Source organism: Corynebacterium sp. CCUG 51687, from assembly GCF_024453995.1.
Lineage (GTDB): Bacteria > Actinomycetota > Actinomycetes > Mycobacteriales > Mycobacteriaceae > Corynebacterium > Corynebacterium pseudogenitalium.
The window spans coordinates 38,161-58,121 of the sequence record NZ_JAGPYT010000004.1; the positions used below are offsets into that span (position 1 = coordinate 38,161).

The 19,961-nt window shown below is 60.5% G+C and carries 18 protein-coding genes; 13 read left to right on the forward strand and 5 right to left on the reverse strand.

Translation table 11 applies throughout. From position 1 onward, the window contains the following. Positions 1-129 precede the first annotated feature (129 nt). From narJ to KBX13_RS05190, 4 genes are all read left to right on the forward strand, one after another. The gene (narJ, locus tag KBX13_RS05175) at positions 130-825 is read left to right on the forward strand and encodes a nitrate reductase molybdenum cofactor assembly chaperone (RefSeq protein WP_256021101.1); all 696 of its coding nucleotides are present in this window, start codon (positions 130-132) and stop codon (positions 823-825) included. 15 nt (positions 826-840) lie between these two features. Then, positions 841-1,599 (forward strand): respiratory nitrate reductase subunit gamma, encoded by a 759-nt coding sequence (narI, locus tag KBX13_RS05180; protein WP_256021103.1) that lies wholly within the window; start codon positions 841-843, stop codon positions 1,597-1,599. Positions 1,600-1,719: 120 nt separating this feature from the next. Then, complete coding sequence (gene modA / locus KBX13_RS05185) at positions 1,720-2,505, forward strand: molybdate ABC transporter substrate-binding protein (protein WP_256021105.1); 786 nt, start codon at positions 1,720-1,722, stop codon at positions 2,503-2,505. 22 nt (positions 2,506-2,527) lie between these two features. Then, the gene (locus tag KBX13_RS05190; RefSeq protein WP_256021106.1) at positions 2,528-4,465 is read left to right on the forward strand and encodes an ATP-binding cassette domain-containing protein; all 1,938 of its coding nucleotides are present in this window, start codon (positions 2,528-2,530) and stop codon (positions 4,463-4,465) included. Here KBX13_RS05190 and KBX13_RS05195 read toward each other — a convergent pair. Further along, entirely contained in the window at positions 4,462-4,716 is a 255-nt protein-coding gene (locus KBX13_RS05195) for a MoaD/ThiS family protein (RefSeq protein ID WP_256006475.1), read from the reverse strand. The genes KBX13_RS05190 and KBX13_RS05195 overlap by 4 nt on opposite strands. 45 nt (positions 4,717-4,761) lie before the next feature. Here KBX13_RS05195 and KBX13_RS05200 point away from each other — a divergent pair, with 45 nt between their 5' ends. The 4 genes from KBX13_RS05200 to KBX13_RS05215 are packed head-to-tail and all read left to right on the forward strand — an operon-like array spanning position 4,762 to position 7,937. Then, positions 4,762-5,931 (forward strand): molybdopterin molybdotransferase MoeA, encoded by a 1,170-nt coding sequence (locus tag KBX13_RS05200; protein WP_256021108.1) that lies wholly within the window; start codon positions 4,762-4,764, stop codon positions 5,929-5,931. A gap of 9 nt (positions 5,932-5,940) precedes the next feature. After that, a complete protein-coding gene (locus KBX13_RS05205) occupies positions 5,941-6,423 on the forward strand; it encodes a MogA/MoaB family molybdenum cofactor biosynthesis protein (RefSeq protein WP_070479507.1) in 483 nt (160 codons plus the stop codon). After that, entirely contained in the window at positions 6,413-6,904 is a 492-nt protein-coding gene (locus KBX13_RS05210) for a molybdenum cofactor biosynthesis protein MoaE (RefSeq protein ID WP_256021110.1), read from the forward strand. Before KBX13_RS05205 ends, KBX13_RS05210 begins: the two co-directional genes overlap by 11 nt. Then, positions 6,891-7,937 carry a ThiF family adenylyltransferase gene (locus KBX13_RS05215; RefSeq protein WP_256021112.1) on the forward strand — a complete coding sequence of 349 codons (1,047 nt, stop codon included), beginning with the start codon at positions 6,891-6,893 and terminating at the stop codon, positions 7,935-7,937. Before KBX13_RS05210 ends, KBX13_RS05215 begins: the two co-directional genes overlap by 14 nt. On the opposite strand, the gene thrB is transcribed toward KBX13_RS05215, so the two are convergent. The 4 genes from thrB to argS form a co-directional block, all read right to left on the reverse strand. Next, positions 7,934-8,863, reverse strand: coding sequence for a homoserine kinase (gene thrB / locus KBX13_RS05220; RefSeq protein WP_070362638.1), 930 nt, complete (start codon positions 8,861-8,863; stop codon positions 7,934-7,936). The two genes, KBX13_RS05215 and thrB, sit on opposite strands and share 4 nt — an antisense overlap. 30 nt (positions 8,864-8,893) lie before the next feature. After that, entirely contained in the window at positions 8,894-10,246 is a 1,353-nt protein-coding gene (locus KBX13_RS05225) for a homoserine dehydrogenase (protein WP_070362639.1), read from the reverse strand. An 84-nt stretch (positions 10,247-10,330) separates the two neighbouring features. After that, a complete protein-coding gene (gene lysA, locus KBX13_RS05230; protein WP_256021114.1) occupies positions 10,331-11,665 on the reverse strand; it encodes a diaminopimelate decarboxylase in 1,335 nt (444 codons plus the stop codon). Between the two features lie 10 nt (positions 11,666-11,675). Next, positions 11,676-13,328 (reverse strand): arginine--tRNA ligase, encoded by a 1,653-nt coding sequence (gene argS, locus KBX13_RS05235; protein ID WP_256021115.1) that lies wholly within the window; start codon positions 13,326-13,328, stop codon positions 11,676-11,678. A gap of 233 nt (positions 13,329-13,561) precedes the next feature. Here argS and KBX13_RS05240 point away from each other — a divergent pair, with 233 nt between their 5' ends. The 5 genes from KBX13_RS05240 to KBX13_RS05260 all read left to right on the forward strand — a co-directional run bounded on the left by KBX13_RS05240 (position 13,562) and on the right by KBX13_RS05260 (position 19,902). After that, positions 13,562-15,238, forward strand: a complete 1,677-nt coding sequence (locus KBX13_RS05240; RefSeq protein ID WP_256021117.1) for an L-lactate permease — start codon at positions 13,562-13,564, stop codon at positions 15,236-15,238. A gap of 48 nt (positions 15,239-15,286) precedes the next feature. Beyond that, complete coding sequence (locus tag KBX13_RS05245) at positions 15,287-16,072, forward strand: (Fe-S)-binding protein (protein ID WP_070362643.1); 786 nt, start codon at positions 15,287-15,289, stop codon at positions 16,070-16,072. Further along, positions 16,069-17,598 carry a lactate utilization protein B gene (locus tag KBX13_RS05250; RefSeq protein WP_256000451.1) on the forward strand — a complete coding sequence of 510 codons (1,530 nt, stop codon included), beginning with the start codon at positions 16,069-16,071 and terminating at the stop codon, positions 17,596-17,598. The genes KBX13_RS05245 and KBX13_RS05250 overlap by 4 nt, the downstream gene beginning before the upstream one ends. 2 nt (positions 17,599-17,600) lie before the next feature. Further along, positions 17,601-18,245 (forward strand): LUD domain-containing protein, encoded by a 645-nt coding sequence (locus tag KBX13_RS05255; RefSeq protein WP_070976307.1) that lies wholly within the window; start codon positions 17,601-17,603, stop codon positions 18,243-18,245. A 61-nt stretch (positions 18,246-18,306) separates the two neighbouring features. Next, positions 18,307-19,902 (forward strand): alpha/beta fold hydrolase, encoded by a 1,596-nt coding sequence (locus KBX13_RS05260; protein ID WP_070976305.1) that lies wholly within the window; start codon positions 18,307-18,309, stop codon positions 19,900-19,902. The last annotated feature ends 59 nt before the right edge of the window (positions 19,903-19,961 follow it).

Genomic DNA, 19,961 nt, shown 5'->3' on the forward strand with positions numbered 1-19,961 from the left:
TCGCGAGCCGAAGACTGCAAGCGAGAACTACCGCCATGCTGCTCCGGAAGCATCGACTCCAACGCCGAACCCGGTTGAGGAAGGACCGAGTGCTGACGGCAACGTCGCGCGACGCGAGGGTGAGCAGTAATGAGCACCCGAACCCAAATCGGGGTTGTACCCGAGGAACTAGTGGCACCAGTGGCGTGTGATACGCAGCAGCGTCAGATCGCAGCGATGGCGCTCAGCCTCACGTTGCGGTACCCAGAAGAGGAGTTCTTCTCCACGTTGGAGACCATCGAGGAACAGCTCGGGCTGCTTCCAGGCCCTATTGCTGCGGAAATCGCGGAGTTCATCGGCAGGGCACGTATCCTCGGACTCCTGCCGCTCCAGGAGCACTACGTCGAGACCTTCGACCAGCGGCGTCGCTGCGCGCTGCACCTCTCCTACTATTCGGTTGGTGATACCCGCCAGCGCGGTGCCGCGATCTTGGCGTTTCGTCAACAGTTGGAAGGTCTAGGGATGGAAGAGATCTCGGAGGAGCTGCCGGACCACCTTTGCGTCGTCCTGGAAGCGCTTGCGTTCGCTGACTCCGACTCCCAACAGCACGCGTTAGAGATGATTGCCGCGCACCGAGACGGCCTCGAGGTGCTGCGTCACGCTCTGGTCGGACTGGGTAGCCCGTACGCTCACTTGCTCACGGCTGTGTGCATGTTGCTGCCCAGCATTGACGAGGAAACTATCGCTCGCTACATCAACCTGATTCGCCAGGGCCCTCCTGCGGAGATGGTCGGTATTGAAACTACTCCCCTGCCGTTTCCAACGGCTTCTCCCAACCACAGTTAAAGGACTGAACTCACTATGACTGGTATTGAAGAATTCCTGTGGGTGGCCTTTCCCTGGTTGGCCATCGCTGCGTTTGTCATCGGCATTATCTGGCGCTGGCGTTATGACCAGATGGGCTGGACTACCCACTCGTCGCAGATTTACGAATCGAAGTTGCTGCGGCTTTCCTCGCCACTGTTCCACTGGGGCATGGTCTTCGTGGTCATTGGCCACCTAATGGGCCTGGCGATTCCTAAGTCCTGGACCCGAGGCATGGGTATCAACGACCACGCATACCACCTCATCGCAACGATTCCTGGCACGATTGCGGGTATCGCCGTGGTGTTGGGGTTGCTCGGCTTGCTCTACCGTCGTGTGGTCAACCGTTCGGTGTTCTTATCGACGGCCACCTCCGACAAGTTCATGTATGTGTTCTTGACAATCGCGATCTGCTCCGGCTTTATCGCGACTGTCTCGACGCAGGTCTTCGGTGTGCCCGGCGGATACGATTACCGCGAAACGATTTCGCCGTGGCTGCGCCAGCTGCTGATTTTCAACCCGATGCCGGACCTGATGGTGCAGGCTCCGTGGCAGTTTAAGGTCCACGTGCTTGCTGGCTTCACATTGATTGCATGTTGGCCATTCACCCGCCTCGTCCACGCATTTTCTGCACCGGTGGGTTACTCCACTAGGCCGTACGTGGTTTACCGCTCGCGCGGTGAAGAGGTCCAGGGCCGCCGCTCTGAGGCCCAGTGGGAGCCGATCCGCTCGAACGGACGTCAATTGAAGCGTTAGTGCTTCAACCCGCTCGCCAGTGCTGCCCCCGGAGCTCTTCTTCCGGGGGCATTCTTCGTGTCTACCCCTTTTTTAAGATAATTTATATTCATATTCAAACCAGTACTCGAAGGAGTTCTCATGCGCTCTACTCGCCTTGCCACATTGTTCGTGGCTGCCCTGGCCGCGACCGGTCTGACCGCCTGCGCCGGTGGCACCGATTCCGAAAGCGCCGCCTCAAAAGCACCGACCGCTGAGGCACCCAGCGACCTCATCGTGATGGGCGCGGCTTCCACGCGCGTACTCAACGAGGACCTTTCGGAAATGTCGGAGAGCAACCTCGAGTTCGTCAACGCCGGCTCCTCTGACCTGGTGCAGCAACTGAAGGAGGGCGCACCTGGTGACGTGTTGATCACAGCTGACCAGAAGAATATGGACAAAGCTGTCGAGGCGGGCGTCGCAAAGGATCCGAAAGTCGTGGCGACGAACTCGATGGTGCTCGTGGTGCCGAAGGGCAACCCAGCGGGCATCAAGAGCGTCGAGGATGTCCAAAAAGAGGATGTGAACCTGGTTGTGTGTGATGCGCAGGTCCCATGTGGCTCGGTGACCAACGAGCTTGTCGCGGCGAACAATCTCACCATCAACCCTGTATCTCTGGAACACAGCGTCTCCGACACCCTGGGCAAGGTTGTCTCCGGCGAGGCCGACGCTGGCTTCGTGTACCGCACCGACGCTGCTACAGCTGGTGATGGCGTTGAGGTTCTCAATATCCCTCACGCTAATGAGAAGCCGAACTCCCTCGTCGCCGCTGTAACCACCAACACCACCGACGAGGCTGCCGCGCAGAATCTCTTCGAACTGCTTGCAAGCCCAGAAATGGCCGTGGTGTGGGAGAAGTACGGCTTCACCCCTGCTGCGCAACAGTAACCACCGGGTAGAGTCCGTATTCATGCAGCAATCAACGCTTCGCCAGGCCCCACGCCAGACACCAATGTTGGTGTGGGGCCTGGCGCTTCTTGCACTCGCCGCCATTGTGCTGCCGATCCTGGCGCTTGGTGCACGTGTGCCATGGGACCAGCTCGGTGAGATCCTTGCCTCCGCATCGACACAGCAGTTGCTCCGCGTCACGCTGCGCTCCGCTGTCCTGGCGTGCGTCATCACACTCCTGCTGGGCACACCGCTTGCGCTATGGATGCAACACTTGCGACGAGGTGCAGGCCTTGCGCGAGTACTCGTGCTACTTCCGCTAGCGATGCCGCCGGTCGTCGGTGGTTTAGCGCTCAGCGCGTTTCTCGGACGCCGAGGCTTAGCTGCGCCGCTGTTGGACGCGCTGCATATTCAGTTCGCGTTCGCGTTTCCGGGTGTCGTCGCTGCACATGTGTTCATTGCGCTGCCGTTCGTTGTCATCACACTTGACGCGGCGCTGCGGCAACTCGATCCGGAGATTACATACTCGGCCGCAGGCGTGGGGCTGAGCCCCTCGACGATTACTCGCAAGATAATCCTGCCTGCAATCGCGCCCTCACTCGTCTCTGCGGCCGGGCTGGCGTTTGCGCGCTCGCTCGGCGAGTTCGGCACCACGTTGACCTTCGCCGGCTCTATGCCTGGCACAACGCGCACCATGCCGTTGGGCATCTATATTGCCCGCGAAGTAGATCAGGACGTCGCGTATGGGCTATCAGCCATCCTCATCGCACTGGCGGTGCTCACACTTGCCGCATCGACGCTGCCGACGGTCTTCCTCTCGCGTACGCGCTCCCGTGAAGTCGCTCGCGCCACCCACGAGGTGGACACGGAACGGCTGCGCCTACTGACGAGCCCCGAAGACGGGGGCGTGCCCGTCGTCATCGGTGAGACAACGTTCCCTGCGAACGCCACGACGGCGCTCATTGGCTTGAACGGCTCGGGGAAGACCACTCTGGTAGACAGAATTGCAGGGCGCCTCGGCGGTTTGCGCACCTTGATCGGCGACCGCGTGGTTGATGCGGGCACGTCGTCGAGCAAGCTTGTCCCGGCGCACAAACGCGGAGTTGTGTTGCTTACCCAGAACCCCGGTCTGCCACCTACGTCGACCCCACTGAAGGCTGTCGCGATGGTCACTGGCAGCAAACAGCGCGCACTTGAGCTGCTGACCTCAGCGGGGCTGCGCGACCTTGTCGACGTCCCCGTCCGCGCCCTCTCTGGCGGTCAAGCATCACAGGTGTCGCTAGTACGAGCGCTCGCACCGCGCCCCCGCGTGCTAATTCTTGACGAGCCACTCGCTGCGATCGACGTGAACTCTGCGCATCACTGGCGCCAGGTACTGCGGGCTACGGCACACGACCGCACCACGATCGTGATTACGCACAACCCATTGGACGTGGCCAACCTTGCGGAATACGTCGCGGTAATGGACCGAGGCAACGTCATCAGCCTGCGGCCGACGGCCGAGGAGCTCAAAGTTCCGGCGACACAGTTTTCTGCACGGCTCGCTGGTGTGAACTGGTTGCCCGCTAGCGTGAACTGGATTCCAGCGCACATGGTGGGTGCCGCGCACCAAGGTTCCGTTGCGCGCGTGGCAACCACAGTCGGTGAGCTCACCGGTGTCGCCTCAGAGCAGTGCGAGCAGCATGAGCATGCCGTCGCAGTCTTCGCGCCGCAGGACGTCTCGCTGCACGTCCCAGCCGGAGCAGCGCCGGGAGGTTACAACTCACTGGAGGCCACCGTGGCCACAATCGATGTCAGTACCTCAGGTGGCCTCACTGTGGAGCTCGACGTCCACGGTGCGGTTGTGGCGCTCCCGGTCCAGCGTCAGGAGGCACTCGATGCGGGCATTGAGCCCGGCGCATCTGTAACGTGCTACGTCAAAACGGATGACATCGCCATCTACCCAAAGCCGACGGATTAGCCCCCGGCGAACGGTGGCATGACATCAACGCGCTCAGCGGACTCGAGCGAGTCAGTCTGCCGGGCGCGTTTTCCGTCGATCAGGAAGGTGCAGCGCGCCAGGATGTCTGCGAGCGTTTGGCCTGCGTCGGTGGTGCCGTTGTGGCGCGAAGCGGCGTCGGTAAGCAGTTCCTGCAGTGTGGCAAAGTTCCCAACTTCTTCCTGTGCGACGCCTGTGGCCGCGCGTGCGGCGGCAAAGTAGTGAATTTGCATGTCGTCCATGGTAGCGAACTGGTGGTGGCGCGTAGAGTAGGCGCCATGACACGAACTACTGAGGAGCACCTGAGTGCGGTGCGCGAGGCCGTCGGCCCTCGGCTTTCGGAGCGCATCAGCGTCGTTGAAGCTGGCAAGCAGCAGCGTGTGCTCGCGGCCGATGTTGTTGCCGTACGCGAGCAACCGACCTTCGACAACTCGCAAATGGACGGGTACGCGTTGACACAGGTGGAAGCGCACACGGCGACGATCGGCCCGACGATTGCCGCAGGCACTGACCCCGACGAACTGTATCCAGAAGGCCTGCAGGGCGTTGTGGCGCCGATCATGACCGGCGCGAAGCTTCCTCGTGGCACGGTAGCAGTCGTCCCAGTTGAGCGTTGCACCCCGCCGACGTTCGGGGCAACTGGTGAACCTGTCAAGATCCCTGAGGTCAAGCGTGGTCAGTTCATGCGCCTTGCGGGCAGCGATATCCAGCCCGGGGCTTACATTGCGCATCGCGGTGATGGGGTGACACCGGCGCTTGTTGGCGCCGCGATCAGCCAGGGAATCGAGACCGTTGAGGTCGAGCGCACTGCGCGCATCTTAGTGATCACGGGTGGCGCTGAGGTCTCCCCGAGCGACCAGGCCACAGGCCCCGCGACAATTCCGGACTCGAACGGTCCGATGCTTGAGGCGCTAGCCGCTCGCCACGGCATCGACGTGGCAGCACGTCTCTTGACCAATGATGACCCGAAACTGCTCCGGCAGAAAGTTGCAGCGGCAATCGAGGAGCACCAACCCGATGCGATTGTGACTTCGGGTGGGATTAGCCACGGCAAGTTCGAGGTCATCCGTCAGGTGTTTACGGATGGCTGGTACGGACATGTCGCTCAACAGCCCGGCGGGCCACAAGGCATCTCTGCGTTTCACGGTGTGCCTGTACTGAGCCTGCCAGGCAACCCGATCTCCACCATCGTGTCATTCGTCCTCTACGTCGCACCAGTGTTGGGTCGCGCGCCAGCTCCTGTACGCGTAGCTATAGATACAGATGTCGTTGGAATCGCCGGCAAGGATCAGTTCCTGCGCGGTGAAATTCGAGAGGGCCTTGTGCATCCGTACCACGGTACAAGCTCGCACCTGCTTACCCAGGGTGCCACCGCGACCTGCCTGATCCGCATTCCCGCCGCGGCTACGGTTCCCGCGGGTACACCAGTCATGGTCTATCCGCTGTAGATTGTGCCTATGAATACCAATCAACGTACTGCACGGGTTATCGTGGCTTCTACGCGAGCAGCCGCTGGTGTCTACGAGGACAAGTCAGGTCCGATCGCGGTCAGGTTCCTGCGGGAAGCGGGGTTCGACACCCCAGACGCCACCATCGTGGCCGATGCCGACCTTTCGGATGCGGTCCAGGAGGCACTCGGTGCTTCCCCGTCGGTACTGCTGACCTCGGGCGGAACCGGCATTACACCGGATGACCAAACGGTTGATATTGTGGAGCCTCTGTTGGACCGGCAGCTGCCAGGTATCGTGCACGCGTTCTGGGCCTATGGGCAGCAGCAAGTCGCAACGGCAGTGCTGTCGCGTGCTGTCGCCGGAGTGGCGGGTCGCACGTTTGTCATGACACTGCCAGGTTCACGCGGCGGGGTGAAGGACGGGTGTGCCGTGCTCGCTCCCCTGCTCGACCACATCACTGCACTCATAGAAGGATCACATGAGCACTAGTTCACAACCAAGCTCTACTTCGGACCCACAGTTCGTCGCCGAGCAGGTCAATACCGTCATCGACGCACGCATTACCGAAACGCCGCTTGAGCAGTTCGCTGCGGATGCGGCCACGGCTACAATGACGCGCTCCATGGGTGCGCTCGTCCGCTTTGAGGGCGTTGTCCGCGACCACGACGGCGGGCAGGCAGTGCGTTCGCTGACGTACGAATCGCACCCCAGCGCCCAAGACGAGCTCCGCGCAATTGTCGAAGACATCGCCCAACAACACCCGGTGCGAATCTGGGCCGCCCACCGAGTCGGCTCCGTGCCGATCGGCGAGATGGCGTTCCTGGTCCTCGTGGCCAGTGCGCACCGCGCCGAGGCATTCGCCGCCTGTGAAGAGGTCACCAACAGAGTGAAATCACAGGTCCCAATATGGAAAGAGCAGTCCATGGCGGACGGCGCAACGCAGTGGGTTGGTATCGATGACGCTCGATGAGCGCTACCTACGGCAAACCACACTCATCGGCGAGAGGAAGCAGCAACAGCTTTTCGACGCCCACGTCGTTGTTCTTGGCGCCGGAGGCTTGGGGTCTCCGACCCTGCTGTACTTAGCTGGTGCCGGCGTCGGCACGATCACTGTCATCGACGACGACCGGGTGGATCTGTCCAACCTGCACCGGCAGGTCATCCATACCACCGCTGCCATCGGTACCGCAAAGACGGCGTCGGCAAAGACACAGATGCTGGCGTTGAACCCGGATATCAACGTCCGCACTGTATCTGACCGCCTCACGTGGGATAACGCACTGCAGCTGTTCAGTGACGCTGACATCATCGTCGACGGCACCGACAACTTCCAGACTCGCCACATCGCATCGCACGCGGCCACGCGCCTGGGCGTGCCGCACGTGTGGGGGTCAATCCTCGGGTTTGAAGCACAGCTCACGGTGTTTTGGGCAGGCCACGGGCCAATCTACGAGGACCTCTTCCCCGCTCCACCAGCACCAGGCAGCGTGCCCTCTTGTTCCCAGGCAGGCGTGGTCGGTCCACTTGTAGGCGTTGTCGGGTCCGCGATGGCAATGGAAACGATCAAGCTCATCACCGGACTCGGTTCGCCGCTGATTGGCCAGATTGGCTACTTCGACTCACTCACAGGTATGTGGGAGTACGTGCCGCTTGTCGCAGACCCAGAGGTCACTGAGCGCGTGCGTACGAGCGCACCTCCACAAGGACCGGCGGAGGTCACCACCATTCCGGAAGGCGCCACGATTCTCGACGTCCGCGAGCCCGAGGAGTTCGCTGACTTCCACCTTGACGGCGCCATCAACGTGCCGCTCGGCACCATTATCGATGGCTACACACCGCCAGAAGCGCAGCCCGGCACCATTGTGGTGTGCGCCCGAGGGGCGCGCTCAGCGCAAGCTGTTGCAGCGCTCGATGCGCGCGGCGTGACCGGCACAGCGAGCCTGCGCGGGGGCGTCGAACAGTTCCGCCTCCCTTTCAGGCCTGTAACAGCCAGGACAGATTAAGCGCGGGTCAGCTCGCCACGTACCGGACCCGCTACCTCAAGCTCGATGACGCGTAGTCCGGCCTCGCGGGCGTCGTCAAGCAACTCCTCGTCAACGTCCGTCGTGGTCAGAACCAGGGCGGTCGGGCCCGCACCAGAGACGAAGGCTGCGTAGCCGCGGTTGCGCAAGCGGTTGACCCACTCAGCGGTGACCGGCAGCACGTCAGCACGGTACGGCTGGTGCAGGCGGTCGCGGGTGCCCTCCCAGAGCAGCTCGGGGTGGGACTGGATGGCAACCGTCATCACCGCGGTACGCGACACGTTGAAACGCGCATCCGTGTGCGTGACGTGGCTCGGCAACACCTGCCGCACCGCGTTGGTCGAGGCGTGGAAGTTCGGCACCAGCGCCACCGCACGAATCGAGGGATCCACGGGGACCCCGACAGCCCGGTAGACCGGATGCGATACACCATCGACAGGAATCTCGGTCCAGGAGACAACCGCCCCGCCGAGCACAGATGCGGCAGCATTATCAGGATGCCCCTCGAACGCCGAGGAAAGCTGCACAACTTCCTCTGTGGAAAGCGGGTTACCAGCCAGTGTGTTTGCCGCCACAACGCCTGCGACAGCCGCAGAGGCCGACGAACCAAGCCCACGAGACTGCGGGATGTTGTTCGTGCACACCACGCGAAGGCCTGGAACAGAAACATCAGCAGCCTTGAGGCCAGAACGAATCGCTTTGACTACGAGGTGAGAGCCGTCGCGCGGCAGGTCCTCGGCGCCTTCGCCGAAGATCTCCACCTCAAGCCCGGACTCGATGACCTCAACCTCGACAGTGTCGTAAATGGAGAGAGCGAGCCCCAACGTATCGAAGCCCGGTCCTAAGTTCGCCGACGAACCCGGCACCGTCACAGTCGCCTTTAGGCCTACTTCAATGTCTGTCGCCATGATGTGCTCCTTGTCTGTAGGTATCTCAGCTTAGGCGTCTAGGCGGATCACCGAGTTGATTTGCTGCACATCCGGGTGCTGCGAGAGGCGCTCCACGATGTCACGTAGGTCCTTCTCCAGCGCCTTGTGCGTCACCACGATCAGGTGCGCCTCATCGCCGGACTCCTCCTGGCGCACTGCGGAGAGCGACACGTTTGCCTCCGCAAACTTTCGGGTCAGCTCCGCCAGCACACCAACGCGGTCGTTGACGGTCATGTTCACGTGGTAGCGAGTCGCCACCTCGTCGAAGCCGACCACTGGGTAGTTCGCGTACGGGTTCTCCGCTGGTGCACGGCCGCCGTGCACCTTGTTGCGGGCTGCACCGACCAGGTCGCCCAGCACTGCAGACGCGGTAGGAGCGCCACCAGCACCGTTGCCGTAGAACATCAGGCGGCCAGCAGCCTCAGCCTCGACGAAGATGGCGTTGTACGACTTATCAACGCTCGCCAGCGGGTGCTCGTTCGGGATGAGCGTCGGGTGAACGCGAGCATTAACAGCAGTGGTCTTACCGTTTTCGTCGTAGAGGCGCTCACAGATCGCCAGCAGCTTAATCGTCTGGTTCGACTGCTTCGCCGCAGCAATATCCTCAGCAGTAATCTTCGTGATGCCCTCGCAGGACACATCGTCGAACGTGACTCGTGTGTGGAAGCCCATCGAGGCAAGGATCGCTGCCTTGGAAGCCGCGTCGTGCCCCTCAACGTCGGCAGTCGGATCAGCCTCTGCGTACCCCAAACGGGTCGCCTCAGCGAGTGCCTCCTCGTAGGTCGCTCCAGTCGAAGCCATGGCGTCCAAGATGAAGTTAGTCGTACCGTTCACAATGCCGGAAATGCGCTGAACCTGGTCACCGGCCAACGAGCGACGCAACATACCAACAACTGGAATCGCCGCAGCAACCGCTGCCTCATAATAGAGATCGACGCCTACTTCATTCGCGGCGTCGGCAAGCTCGGAACCGTGCGCTGCAACCAGCGCCTTGTTTGCCGTAACAACGGACTTACCTGCCTTCAGAGCAGACAACACCAGTTCACGCGGGTAGTCGATGCCGCCGATGACCTCGACTACAACATCAACGTCATCGCGAGTGATCAGCGAGCGAGCGTCATCAGTCAGCTCAATGCCTTGCACCTCAGGCGCATCCTTGTGCTTTTCCACGTTGGAGACCGCAACACCGCGCACCTCAAGTGGGCCACCGATACGCTGCTCAAGATTGTCAGAAAACTCCCGAATGAGGCGAAGCACCTCACTGCCCACAGTGCCTTTCCCCAAAATAGCGACACCGACCGGCTGACCAATTCCCTTACCTGGGTAATTACCGTTACGGCTCTCTGCAGATTCGACCGACATCTCTAGATTCTCTCCTACTTCGATACTGGTACGTTCAGCTACGGCGCAGTGTACCGCTTTGTCTATTTCGCGCAGAATACATTCTTATTTATATTCACGCGAGAGAATGTCTTCAACAGTTTCTCGCCGCACCATCGGCTTGATCTTTCCAGCCCGGACCGCGACCACGGCAGGGCGCCCAAATGAGTTGTAATTCGAGCTCATCGGGTAGCAATACGCTCCTGTCGCAGGCATCGCGATCAGGTCGCCGCTGACGATGTCGTCCGGCCACTGAGCATCCTCGATGAGAATATCGCCGGACTCACAGTGGGAACCCACCACACGAGTTGCCACCGGCTGGCCGCCTGTAAACCTGTTGACCACCCGGCCCTCGTAGACGGCGTCGTAAAGCGCTGGACGAATGTTGTCGCTCATGCCACCGTCAACGGAAATGTAGCGACGCGTCTTGGTGTACGAAATCTCGACGTCTTTGACCACGCCCGCGCTGTATAGCGTAATGGCGGATGGCCCGGCGATCGCACGGCCAGGCTCGACAACCACGGTCGGCGACGAGATGCCGAGTTCACCGGCAACCTCGTCGACGGCAACCAACAGATCTTTCGCAACCGCAGCAACGTCCAATGGCGCTTCTTCCTCAAGCTGCGCGATGCCATATCCGCCGCCAAGGTCCAAGTACTCAAGCGCAACGCCGCGCTCGGCCCAAATCTGCGCATACAGCGCAAGCACACGTTCCGCGGCGAGCTTGAACCCCTCTGCATCAAAGACCTGGGAGCCTACGTGGCAGTGCAGGCCGGTCAGGCGCAGATGCTCCGCATCGATCGCGGCACACGCCGCCTGATAGGCAGAGCCAGACGCCAAGGAAATACCAAACTTTTGGTCCTCGTGGCTCGTCGCGATGAATTCGTGTGTGTGCGCGTCTACGCCTGGCTTCACGCGGATAAAGACCTCTTGGGTGGTCCCCATTTCCCCGGCAAGCTCATTGAGCTCTCGAAGCTCCTGGTGCGAATCAAGGACGACGTGCGCTACCCCAGAATCGATGCACAGCTGCAGAAAGCTGCGCGACTTGTTATTCCCGTGCACCGTAATCCGCTCTGGCGGAAAGTTTGCAGCAAGCGCGATGCGAAGCTCATTTTCGCTCGCAACATCAAGCGCGAGGCCTTCCTCGTCAACCCAGCGGGCAATGTGCGTGGTCAAGAACGCCTTCGACGCGTAGTGCACATGTGCTGGGTCACCGAACGCCTTTGCCATATCGCGACACCGCGAGCGGAAGTCGTCCTCATCCACCACCATGACGGGCGTACCGTACTCTTCGGCAATCTCTGGAAGGGGCACGCCAGCGATAGTCACGACCCCGTCTTCTTCTCGTTTGGTGTTGCGTGGCCATACGTGCGCGGGAAGCGCATCAAACGCTGCGGTCATGTACTTCCTCCTACATCCGTTCCGGCGTGCTCACGCCGATCATGCCGAGTGCGTTTGCAAGTACCTGGCGCGCCGCCATCGCCAGTGCGAAGCGGGCGGTATGCAACGGCTCAACTTCTTCGCCAGGCTTCGGCAGGATCTGGCAGGCGTCGTAAAACTTGTGGAAGGAGCTAGCTAGTTCCTCCGCGTAGCGCGCGATTCGGTGCGGTTCGCGCAGCTGCGCGGCGGTGCTCACTACCTCTGGGAACTCACCCAGGGTACGAATGAGGTCGCCCTCCTTTTCATGCTCAAGCAACGCAACGTCCGCGCCGTCGGTAGTGACGCCAGCTTCCTTCGCCTTGCGAGCGATGGAGCACAGACGCGCGTGACCGTACTGCACGTAGTACACGGGATTGTCGGAGGACTGCTTAGTCCACAGGTCAAGGTCAATGTCCAACGTGGAATCCACAGAGGAGCGCACGAGCGAGTAGCGAGCCCCGTCAACGCCGATAGCGTCCACGAGATCGTTGAGAGTAATGATCGTCCCGGCGCGCTTCGACATCTTGACTGGCTGGCCATCACGCACAAGGTTGACCATCTGACCAATGAGCACCTCGACAGCCTCAGGGTCATAGCCAAGAGCCTGCGCTGCCGCGCGGAGGCGCGCAATGTAGCCGTGGTGGTCCGCGCCAAGCATGTAGATCGCCAGTGTGTGACCGCGGTCAAACTTGTCTGCCACGTACGCGATGTCGCCCGCGATGTAGGCGGCGTCGCCATCGGACTTCAGCACGACACGGTCCTTGTCGTCGCCAAACTGGGAAGAGCGCAACCACCAGGCGCCCTCGTTTTCGTACAGGTTGCCGTTGTCTTTGAGCGTTGCAATCGCCTTATCGACGGCCCCACTCTCAAACAGCGAATTTTCGTGGAAGAACACGTCGAAGTCCACGCCGAACTCGTGTAGGGACTCCTTGATCTGAGCAAACATCATTTCCACGCCTGCGGCACGGAACGTTTCCTGCACGTCTTCGGGGCTGCCATCAAGCGCATTCGGCTGCTTCGCCACAATGTCGGCGGCAATGTCATTGATGTAGGAGCCGCCGTAGCCGTCCTCTGGAGTCGGCTCCCCCTTTGCCGCTGCTACTAGTGAACGTGCGAAGCGGTCAATTTGGCCACCGTGATCGTTGAAGTAGTACTCGCGGGTCACCTCGGCACCGCTCGCCTCTAGCACGCGGCCAAGCGAGTCGCCCACAGCTGCCCAGCGGGTCCCGCCAAGGTGGATCGGGCCGGTTGGGTTCGCCGAGACGAATTCGAGGTTGATGCGCTGGCCGTCAAGAAGAGATGAATTGCCGAAGGTCTCGCCTGCCGCCAGGATGTCCGCAACCAGCTGTCCCTGCGCGTCCGTGGCGAGGCGCAGGTTCAAGAACCCTGGGCCTGCGACGTCAGCTTCTGCGATTGCGGGGTTTTCCAGGAGGGCGTCGGCAAGCCACTGTGCAAGCTCGCGCGGGTTCGTACCGGCTTTCTTCGCCACCTGCAGTGCGATATTCGTCGCGTAATCGCCGTGCTCAGGGTTGCGCGGACGCTCGACGGTCACTGCATCGGGCACGACGGATGCGTCGAGATTGTGGTCGGAAAGCACCTTGACGGTCGCTTCATGAACTGTTGTAGCGAGATCAGCTGGAGTCATGGGCAAACAGTCTAATTCACGTGCCGGACATTCTCCCTATTCCCCCATAAATGCCGCGCGACCCCCATTTGACTACCCCCACCATAGGTACTGAAAACGCTACTAGCTTGAACTTCTACAGACCTCATCCATTTGTGTGACCTAGCATACTTTTTGGTTTTCTCATTGCAGATGTCACCACAGTACTTTGGGGAGGTATTTTGTGTAGCCCTCTGACTCCAAGGAGTGTCTCAGTGGACAAGTTTCAAATTATTACCGACGCAGTAGGGGGAAGCCTCGGGCTTTCTGCGCTCGTTTCCACGATTCCCCTTCTCACATTTTTCTTCATGCTGCTCGCGGTCAAGGCCCGCGCGCACACATCCGGCGCAGTAGCGCTGGTCGCAGCTATTGCAGTCGCCGTCTTCGGCTTCAACATGCCAACCGAGATGGCACTTGCGACTGCACTACGCGGCGGATTGTTCGGACTCTTCCCAATCGTGTGGGTGATCTTGACCGCGATCTGGTTTTACCAAATTACGGTTGCATCGCGTCGCTTTGAAGATCTTCGCCTGGTCTTTGACAAGATGGGCAGCGGCGACGTCCGCATCCAAGCAATGCTGATCGCGTTCTGCTTCGGTGGCCTACTCGAGGCCCTCGCTGGATTCGGCGCACCCGTCGCGATTACCGCGACGATGATCCTGGCGCTCGGCATCCCGCCTTTGAAAGCCGCAACGGTAGTCCTGATTGCAAATACAGCGCCTGTGGCATTCGGCGCCGTCGCCATCCCCATCACCACCGCGGGCGAGGTCGGTGGCCGCACCCTCGAGCAAACGCAGAACATCGCCGCGATCGTTGGCCACCAGACCCCTCTGCTCGCATTCTTTGTTCCTTTCATCATCGCAGCAATTATCGACGGCTGGCGAGGCATCAAAGAAACCGCGCCTATCGCGGTGGCGATCGGACTGAGCTTCGGCATTGCCCAGTGGTGGACATCGAACCACTTCGCCTACCAGCTCACGGATGTCGTAGCCTGCATCGTTGCCCTTGGGGCTGCCTTCGTGGCGCTTCACTTCTGGAAGCCTTCGACTACCGCCGCTCTCCGCGAACGCCTCGGCTTGCCTGAGTACGAGGACAATACTGAACTGCCTGGCACCCGCGTGTGGATGGCGCTGATGCCGTACGCAGTCGTGGTTGTCGTCTTCGGTCTAGCGAACCTGGGCACAACCATCCCGCAGTGGCTGAGCTCGTTCAAGATCAGCCTGACATGGCCTGTTATCGAGCGCGGACTGCTCTTCAACCAGCTGGGTGAGCCAATCAACACCGACTACACCTTCGCCTACATCAACAACCCCGGCACGCTCCTGGTCATTTCTGGCCTCATCGTCGCTATCGCCTACATGATCTTTGACGGAAACGGTCTCTACCAGCTCAACTGGGCACAGGTGGGACGTGAGTTCGTCGATACTTTCTGGCGCATGCGTTGGTCATCCACCACTATCATGTTGGTGCTCGCGTTGGCCTATGTGATGAACTACTCAGGGCAAACCGTCTCCATCGGCGAGTTCTTCGCGAACTTGGGCGGAGTATTTGCTTTCGCAGCTCCAGTCCTTGGATGGATCGGCGTCGCTGTTACTGGCTCCGACACTTCCGCGAACGCGCTCTTCGCCAATCTGCAAGTGACTGCAGCGAATAAGTTGGGGCTGAACCCAGACCTGATGCTGGCGGCAAATACGACCGGCGGTGTCGTCGGAAAGATGATTTCGCCGCAATCCCTCGCTATTGCCGCGACAGCTGTGAATTTGGAGGGCAAAGAGTCCGAACTCTTTAAGAAAGTTGCAGGCTTTTCCGTGGTCTTCTTGGTTGCGGTGTGCCTGATTGTCTTCCTACAAACCAACCTACTGAGTTTTCTAGCTCCAACTGTTGTACCGTAGACGTATTACCATTATCTGTATCGTTCACGACCATCAAAGGAGTCCACATTGCGAGTAGCACTGTTTTCTACTTGTATCGGTGACGCCCTGTTTCCTGACGCCCACAAGGCCTCAGCACTTGTTCTCTCTCGCCTGGGCTACGACGTAGTCTTCCCTGAGGGACAAACCTGCTGTGGCCAGATGCACGTCAACACGGGCTACCAGGAACAAGCTGTGCCAATCATTCAGACATATGCCGATGCGTTTGCTGACCCATCCATCGACTATGTTGTGGCCCCTTCCGGCTCGTGCGCTGGTGCAGTTCGCGAACAGCACGTGCGCCTCGCCGAACGCTACGGAAACAAGGCGCTTGTCGACGGCGCTACGCAGGCAGCGAAGAAAACCTACGAGCTCACGGAGTTCATCGTGGACGTCGCTGGCGTGACCAACCTCGGCGCGTTCTTCCCACACAGGGTGACCTACCACGAGTCTTGCCACTCTCGCCGCTTCCTGAAGGTCGGCGACCGCCCCTACAAGTTGCTAGAGGCCGTCGAAGGCATCGAGCTTGTGGACCTGCCAAACGTCGAGGAATGCTGCGGATTCGGCGGCACGTTCTCGGTGAAGCTGCCCGAGGTTTCCGCTGCGATGGTTTCCGACAAGGTGCGCCACATCAAGGAGTCAAAGGCGGAGTTTGTCACCGCCGGTGACTCCTCGTGCTTGATGAACATCGCAGGCGCGATGAGCCGTCAGCACAACGGCATCCGCGCGCTGCACATTGCAGAGATTCTCGCCTCCACGAAGGAACACCCGTGGACGCCAACGACCGCTGCGTACTCGAAGGAGAAAATGCTGTGAAAGTTGCACTCGGCAAGCCAACGATGCCCCCAGTGGCGCAAGGACCGAACCACCTGCGTGGCTCGGAGCGCTTCGGACAGGCTGCGCACCACGAACTCGACAACGTTACGAAGCGTCGCAACCTCAACTACGCCACCACCGCAATTCGCGTAAAGCGTCAAAACGTTGTCGACGAGCTCGACGATTGGCAGGAACTGCGCACCGCTGGCTCCACTATCAAGCAAGATGTTGCGGCCCGCATGCCTGAGCTGCTCGAGGAGTTCGAGCGCAACGTCACCGCTCGCGGTGGCCACGTTCACTGGGCGCGCGACGCCCAGGAAGCCAACGACATCATAGCTTCGCTCATTGAGGAGACTGGCGAGACTGAAGTTGTCAAGATTAAGTCGATGGCAACGCAGGAGATCGCGCTCAACGAGGAGCTGGAGAAGCGCGGCATCCATGCACAGGAAACTGACCTTGCGGAGCTCATCGTTCAGCTCGGCGAAGACTTCCCATCACACATCCTGGTGCCAGCGATCCACCGCAACCGCGAAGAGATCCGAAACATCTTCGTGGACAAGATGCCCAACACCGACGACTCGCTGACGAACAATCCGGCAGAGTTGGCCGAAGCCTCTCGCATTTTCCTCCGCGAGCAGTTCATGAAGGCCAAGGTGGCTATCTCTGGTGTCAACTTCGGTATCGCTGAGACCGGCACGGTCTCCATCGTCGAATCCGAGGGCAACGGTCGCATGTGTCTGACGCTGCCGGAGACACTGATCTCCGTCATGGGTATCGAGAAGTTGCTGCCGAAGTTCGAGGACTTGGGCGCGTTCTTGCAGTTGCTCCCGCGCTCCTCCACCGGCGAGCGTATGAACCCGTACACCTCACTGTGGTCAGGTGTGACGGAGGGCGATGGCCCGCAGAACTTCCACATCGTTCTCCTGGACAACGGTCGTACCCACGCGATGTCGAACGAGATCGGCCGCGAAGCACTGAAGTGCATTCGCTGCTCCGCATGCCTCAACGTGTGCCCGGTCTACGAGCGTGCTGGTGGTCACTCCTACGGCTCGACATACCCTGGCCCAATCGGCGCGATTATCACGCCGCAGCTGACCGGCATCGAGTCTGCCGAGGACCCGAACGCGTCGCTACCGTTCGCATCTTCCCTGTGTGGGCGCTGCAACGAAGTGTGCCCAGTGAAGATCCCGATCACAGACATCCTGCTTGAGCTTCGCCACCAAAAGGTAAAGGAGCACAAGCCGTTCCTGGAATCCACAGCCTTCGGCGCTATTTCCCTACTGTGGGGCAAGCCTGCGCTGTGGAACGCTGCTATGCATGTTGTTTCACTAGGTCGCGTACTCGGCGGTTTCAAGGGCGAGATTTCTTCAATGCCAGGCTTCGTTGCGGGCTGGACTGACTACCGCGACGTGGCAGTGCCACCGAAGAAGTCGTTCCGCCAGTGGTGGAACACGGACGAAGCAAAGGACCTCCTCGCTGAGGCCCGCCGCGAAGGGATCCCAGCGAATGTCAGGAAGGATGGCTAACAATGTCAAGCACCCGAAATGAAAGCGCGAAGCGCGAGATTCTTGACCGCATCCGCACTGCACAAAAGCTTTCGCATACCCCTGAGCACGTGGAGCCAGTGCGCGAGTACCGCACGACCAGCGATCACACCCCTGAGCAGCTGCGTGAGATTCTCATCGACCGCCTGCTGGACTACAAGGCGACGGTTGTAGAGACAACCGAGGAGACCCTTGCCGCAGACATCGCCGATATTCTGGCGAAGCGCGAGGCAACCGACATTGTCTACGCACCAGGTCTTGACGCCGCGCTGTTCGAGAAGTTCGACGGGAGTGCCCGCCCTGACGATCCGTCAAGTGACCCGCGGGAACTCGGTCCCATCGGTGCCGCGGTGACCGACTCGCACGTCACGTCAGCTCAGACCGGCTCGATCGTGCTTGAAGCTGGCGAGCTGTGCGGACGCCGTGCGCTGTCGCTCGTCCCCGACCGCCACGTGGTGATCGTCCGCCCAGAGTCAGTGGTCTACGGCGTGCCCGAAATGATCGCCCGCATCGATCCGGAGAAACCCGCTACCATGATTTCTGGTGGTTCCGCGACCTCCGATATCGAACTCGTTCGTGTCGAAGGCGTCCACGGACCCCGCGACCTGATCGTGATGGTTGTGCAGTAACAGCACACCATCGACTTTGCCCTACCGGTCAGCGCATCGGTAGGGTTAGTCATTTTCGCCCATGAACGGAAGGAATGCAGTGCGCATCTCAGCTTCAGTAATTGCAGCGCTCAGTTTGCTTGGCATGGCCGTCGCCACGCCTGCCGCCGCGCAGCCAGCACCGGCTGTGCAGTGGACCAAGTGCCCGAAAGAAGTGAAAGATCCGACAGCGCAATGTGGGCAAGTCGACGTCCCAATGCGCTACAACCAGCCGAATGGCGCGAAGATCCAGGTCGGGTTCGTACGCGTGCCTGCCAAAACCCAAGCTCGTCGTGGTGCACTGTTTACCAACCCCGGTGGCCCAGGTGGCGACGCCTACGCTTACGCCGCCGGCAATATCCTCGAGTTTCCGAAAGAGCTCAACAACGAGTGGGACATCATCGGTGTGCAACCCCGTGGCCTGCCCGGCTCCACGGCACTCGAGTGCGCAATTCCCGATGTGAGCGATCCTGGCCAGATAGCCAAGCTCACTGCTGACAGCCTGTTCAACGCGGGAGGTTTCAACCGCTCGGCTTGCCAGGGTAACAAGCCTGGCTACCCCGAAACCATCACCACGGAGAACACCGCACGCGACTGGGAAGAAGTTCGACGCGCTCTGGGCTACCAGCAGGTTTCTATCCTCGGTGTCTCCTACGGCACCTATCTTGGCTCCGTGTACGCGACCCTATTTCCACAGCACACCGACAAAGTAGTGCTTGACTCTGCCATGGACCCCACCCGCTCCTGGAACGGCATCGCGAGCGACCAACAGGCAGCATACGAGAAAGCACTCAACGAATACTTCGCCTGGGTAGCACTCAATGACGCCAAGTATCACATGGGCAACACCCCGCTGAAGGCATACCAGTACTGGTCGCGCAAGGTCAGTGCACAAGCTGGCACCAACCCAACTGTCACTCCCCCGCCTGCACGCGTTGGTGATCTGCCAGCGGGCCTCGAGTTCGCCGGACAGGCTGGCGCGGACGCCATGACGGCAGTCGGGAAAACCCGTGTCGAAGGTGAAGGCGTCATCAGCCGCATGCTGAACCCTGGTGCTGTGCAAGCAAAGTCACCGCTGCTGCAGGAAACACGCGCCATGCTTCCAACCCCAAAGATGTGGGACTACCTGGCAAGGTCCACAAACGGCACCCTGACCGCTGAAGAATCGAAGCAGCCGTCCAAGGAAGAGATTCAGCAGGCGGTGGATCAAATGATGGCGGTCGAGCAGCTGCAAGCTGCCCAGTGGTGCAATGAGAACGTTGTCCCCGGCGACCCGACGCTGCTCCCCTCGTTTGCATGGTCACAGCTCACGGGAGACCCGTTTACTTTCTTCAACGCTTCACGCGGCTCAGGGTGGTACTGCAACGGGGCCGGCGCAGTCACCGGAATGGCACCCCTGAACGGGGCGGCATTAAAGACTCGCCCATTGCAGCTATCCGCGACCCGTGACCCCCAGACGCCGTACTCAGGCCACGGACAACTCGCCCGCAGAATGGGCACCCAGGTAGTCACGATTCACGGCCCAGGCCACGCACACTTCGGCACCGGCAATAAAGTTGTCGACGCCACCGTCATCAACTACCTGCGCACCGGCAAGGCCGATCGCACTGATGCACCAGGCTACTGGGAGGCCCAATAGCAGCTACTTTCCGCAGTCTTAGGCCAGTTATGTGCCAGGCATTTCTGGTGCTAAGATTG

Coding starts and splice junctions, on each gene's coding strand:
- narJ (WP_256021101.1), top strand. CDS start 130: ATGAGCACCCGAACCCAAATCGGGGTTGTACCCGAGGAACTAGTGGCA.
- narI (WP_256021103.1), top strand. CDS start 841: ATGACTGGTATTGAAGAATTCCTGTGGGTGGCCTTTCCCTGGTTGGCC.
- modA (WP_256021105.1), top strand. CDS start 1,720: ATGCGCTCTACTCGCCTTGCCACATTGTTCGTGGCTGCCCTGGCCGCG.
- KBX13_RS05190 (WP_256021106.1), top strand. CDS start 2,528: ATGCAGCAATCAACGCTTCGCCAGGCCCCACGCCAGACACCAATGTTG.
- KBX13_RS05195 (WP_256006475.1), bottom strand. CDS start 4,716: ATGCAAATTCACTACTTTGCCGCCGCACGCGCGGCCACAGGCGTCGCA.
- KBX13_RS05200 (WP_256021108.1), top strand. CDS start 4,762: ATGACACGAACTACTGAGGAGCACCTGAGTGCGGTGCGCGAGGCCGTC.
- KBX13_RS05205 (WP_070479507.1), top strand. CDS start 5,941: ATGAATACCAATCAACGTACTGCACGGGTTATCGTGGCTTCTACGCGA.
- KBX13_RS05210 (WP_256021110.1), top strand. CDS start 6,413: ATGAGCACTAGTTCACAACCAAGCTCTACTTCGGACCCACAGTTCGTC.
- KBX13_RS05215 (WP_256021112.1), top strand. CDS start 6,891: ATGACGCTCGATGAGCGCTACCTACGGCAAACCACACTCATCGGCGAG.
- thrB (WP_070362638.1), bottom strand. CDS start 8,863: ATGGCGACAGACATTGAAGTAGGCCTAAAGGCGACTGTGACGGTGCCG.
- KBX13_RS05225 (WP_070362639.1), bottom strand. CDS start 10,246: ATGTCGGTCGAATCTGCAGAGAGCCGTAACGGTAATTACCCAGGTAAG.
- lysA (WP_256021114.1), bottom strand. CDS start 11,665: ATGACCGCAGCGTTTGATGCGCTTCCCGCGCACGTATGGCCACGCAAC.
- argS (WP_256021115.1), bottom strand. CDS start 13,328: ATGACTCCAGCTGATCTCGCTACAACAGTTCATGAAGCGACCGTCAAG.
- KBX13_RS05255 (WP_070976307.1), top strand. CDS start 17,601: ATGTCAAGCACCCGAAATGAAAGCGCGAAGCGCGAGATTCTTGACCGC.
- KBX13_RS05260 (WP_070976305.1), top strand. CDS start 18,307: ATGAACGGAAGGAATGCAGTGCGCATCTCAGCTTCAGTAATTGCAGCG.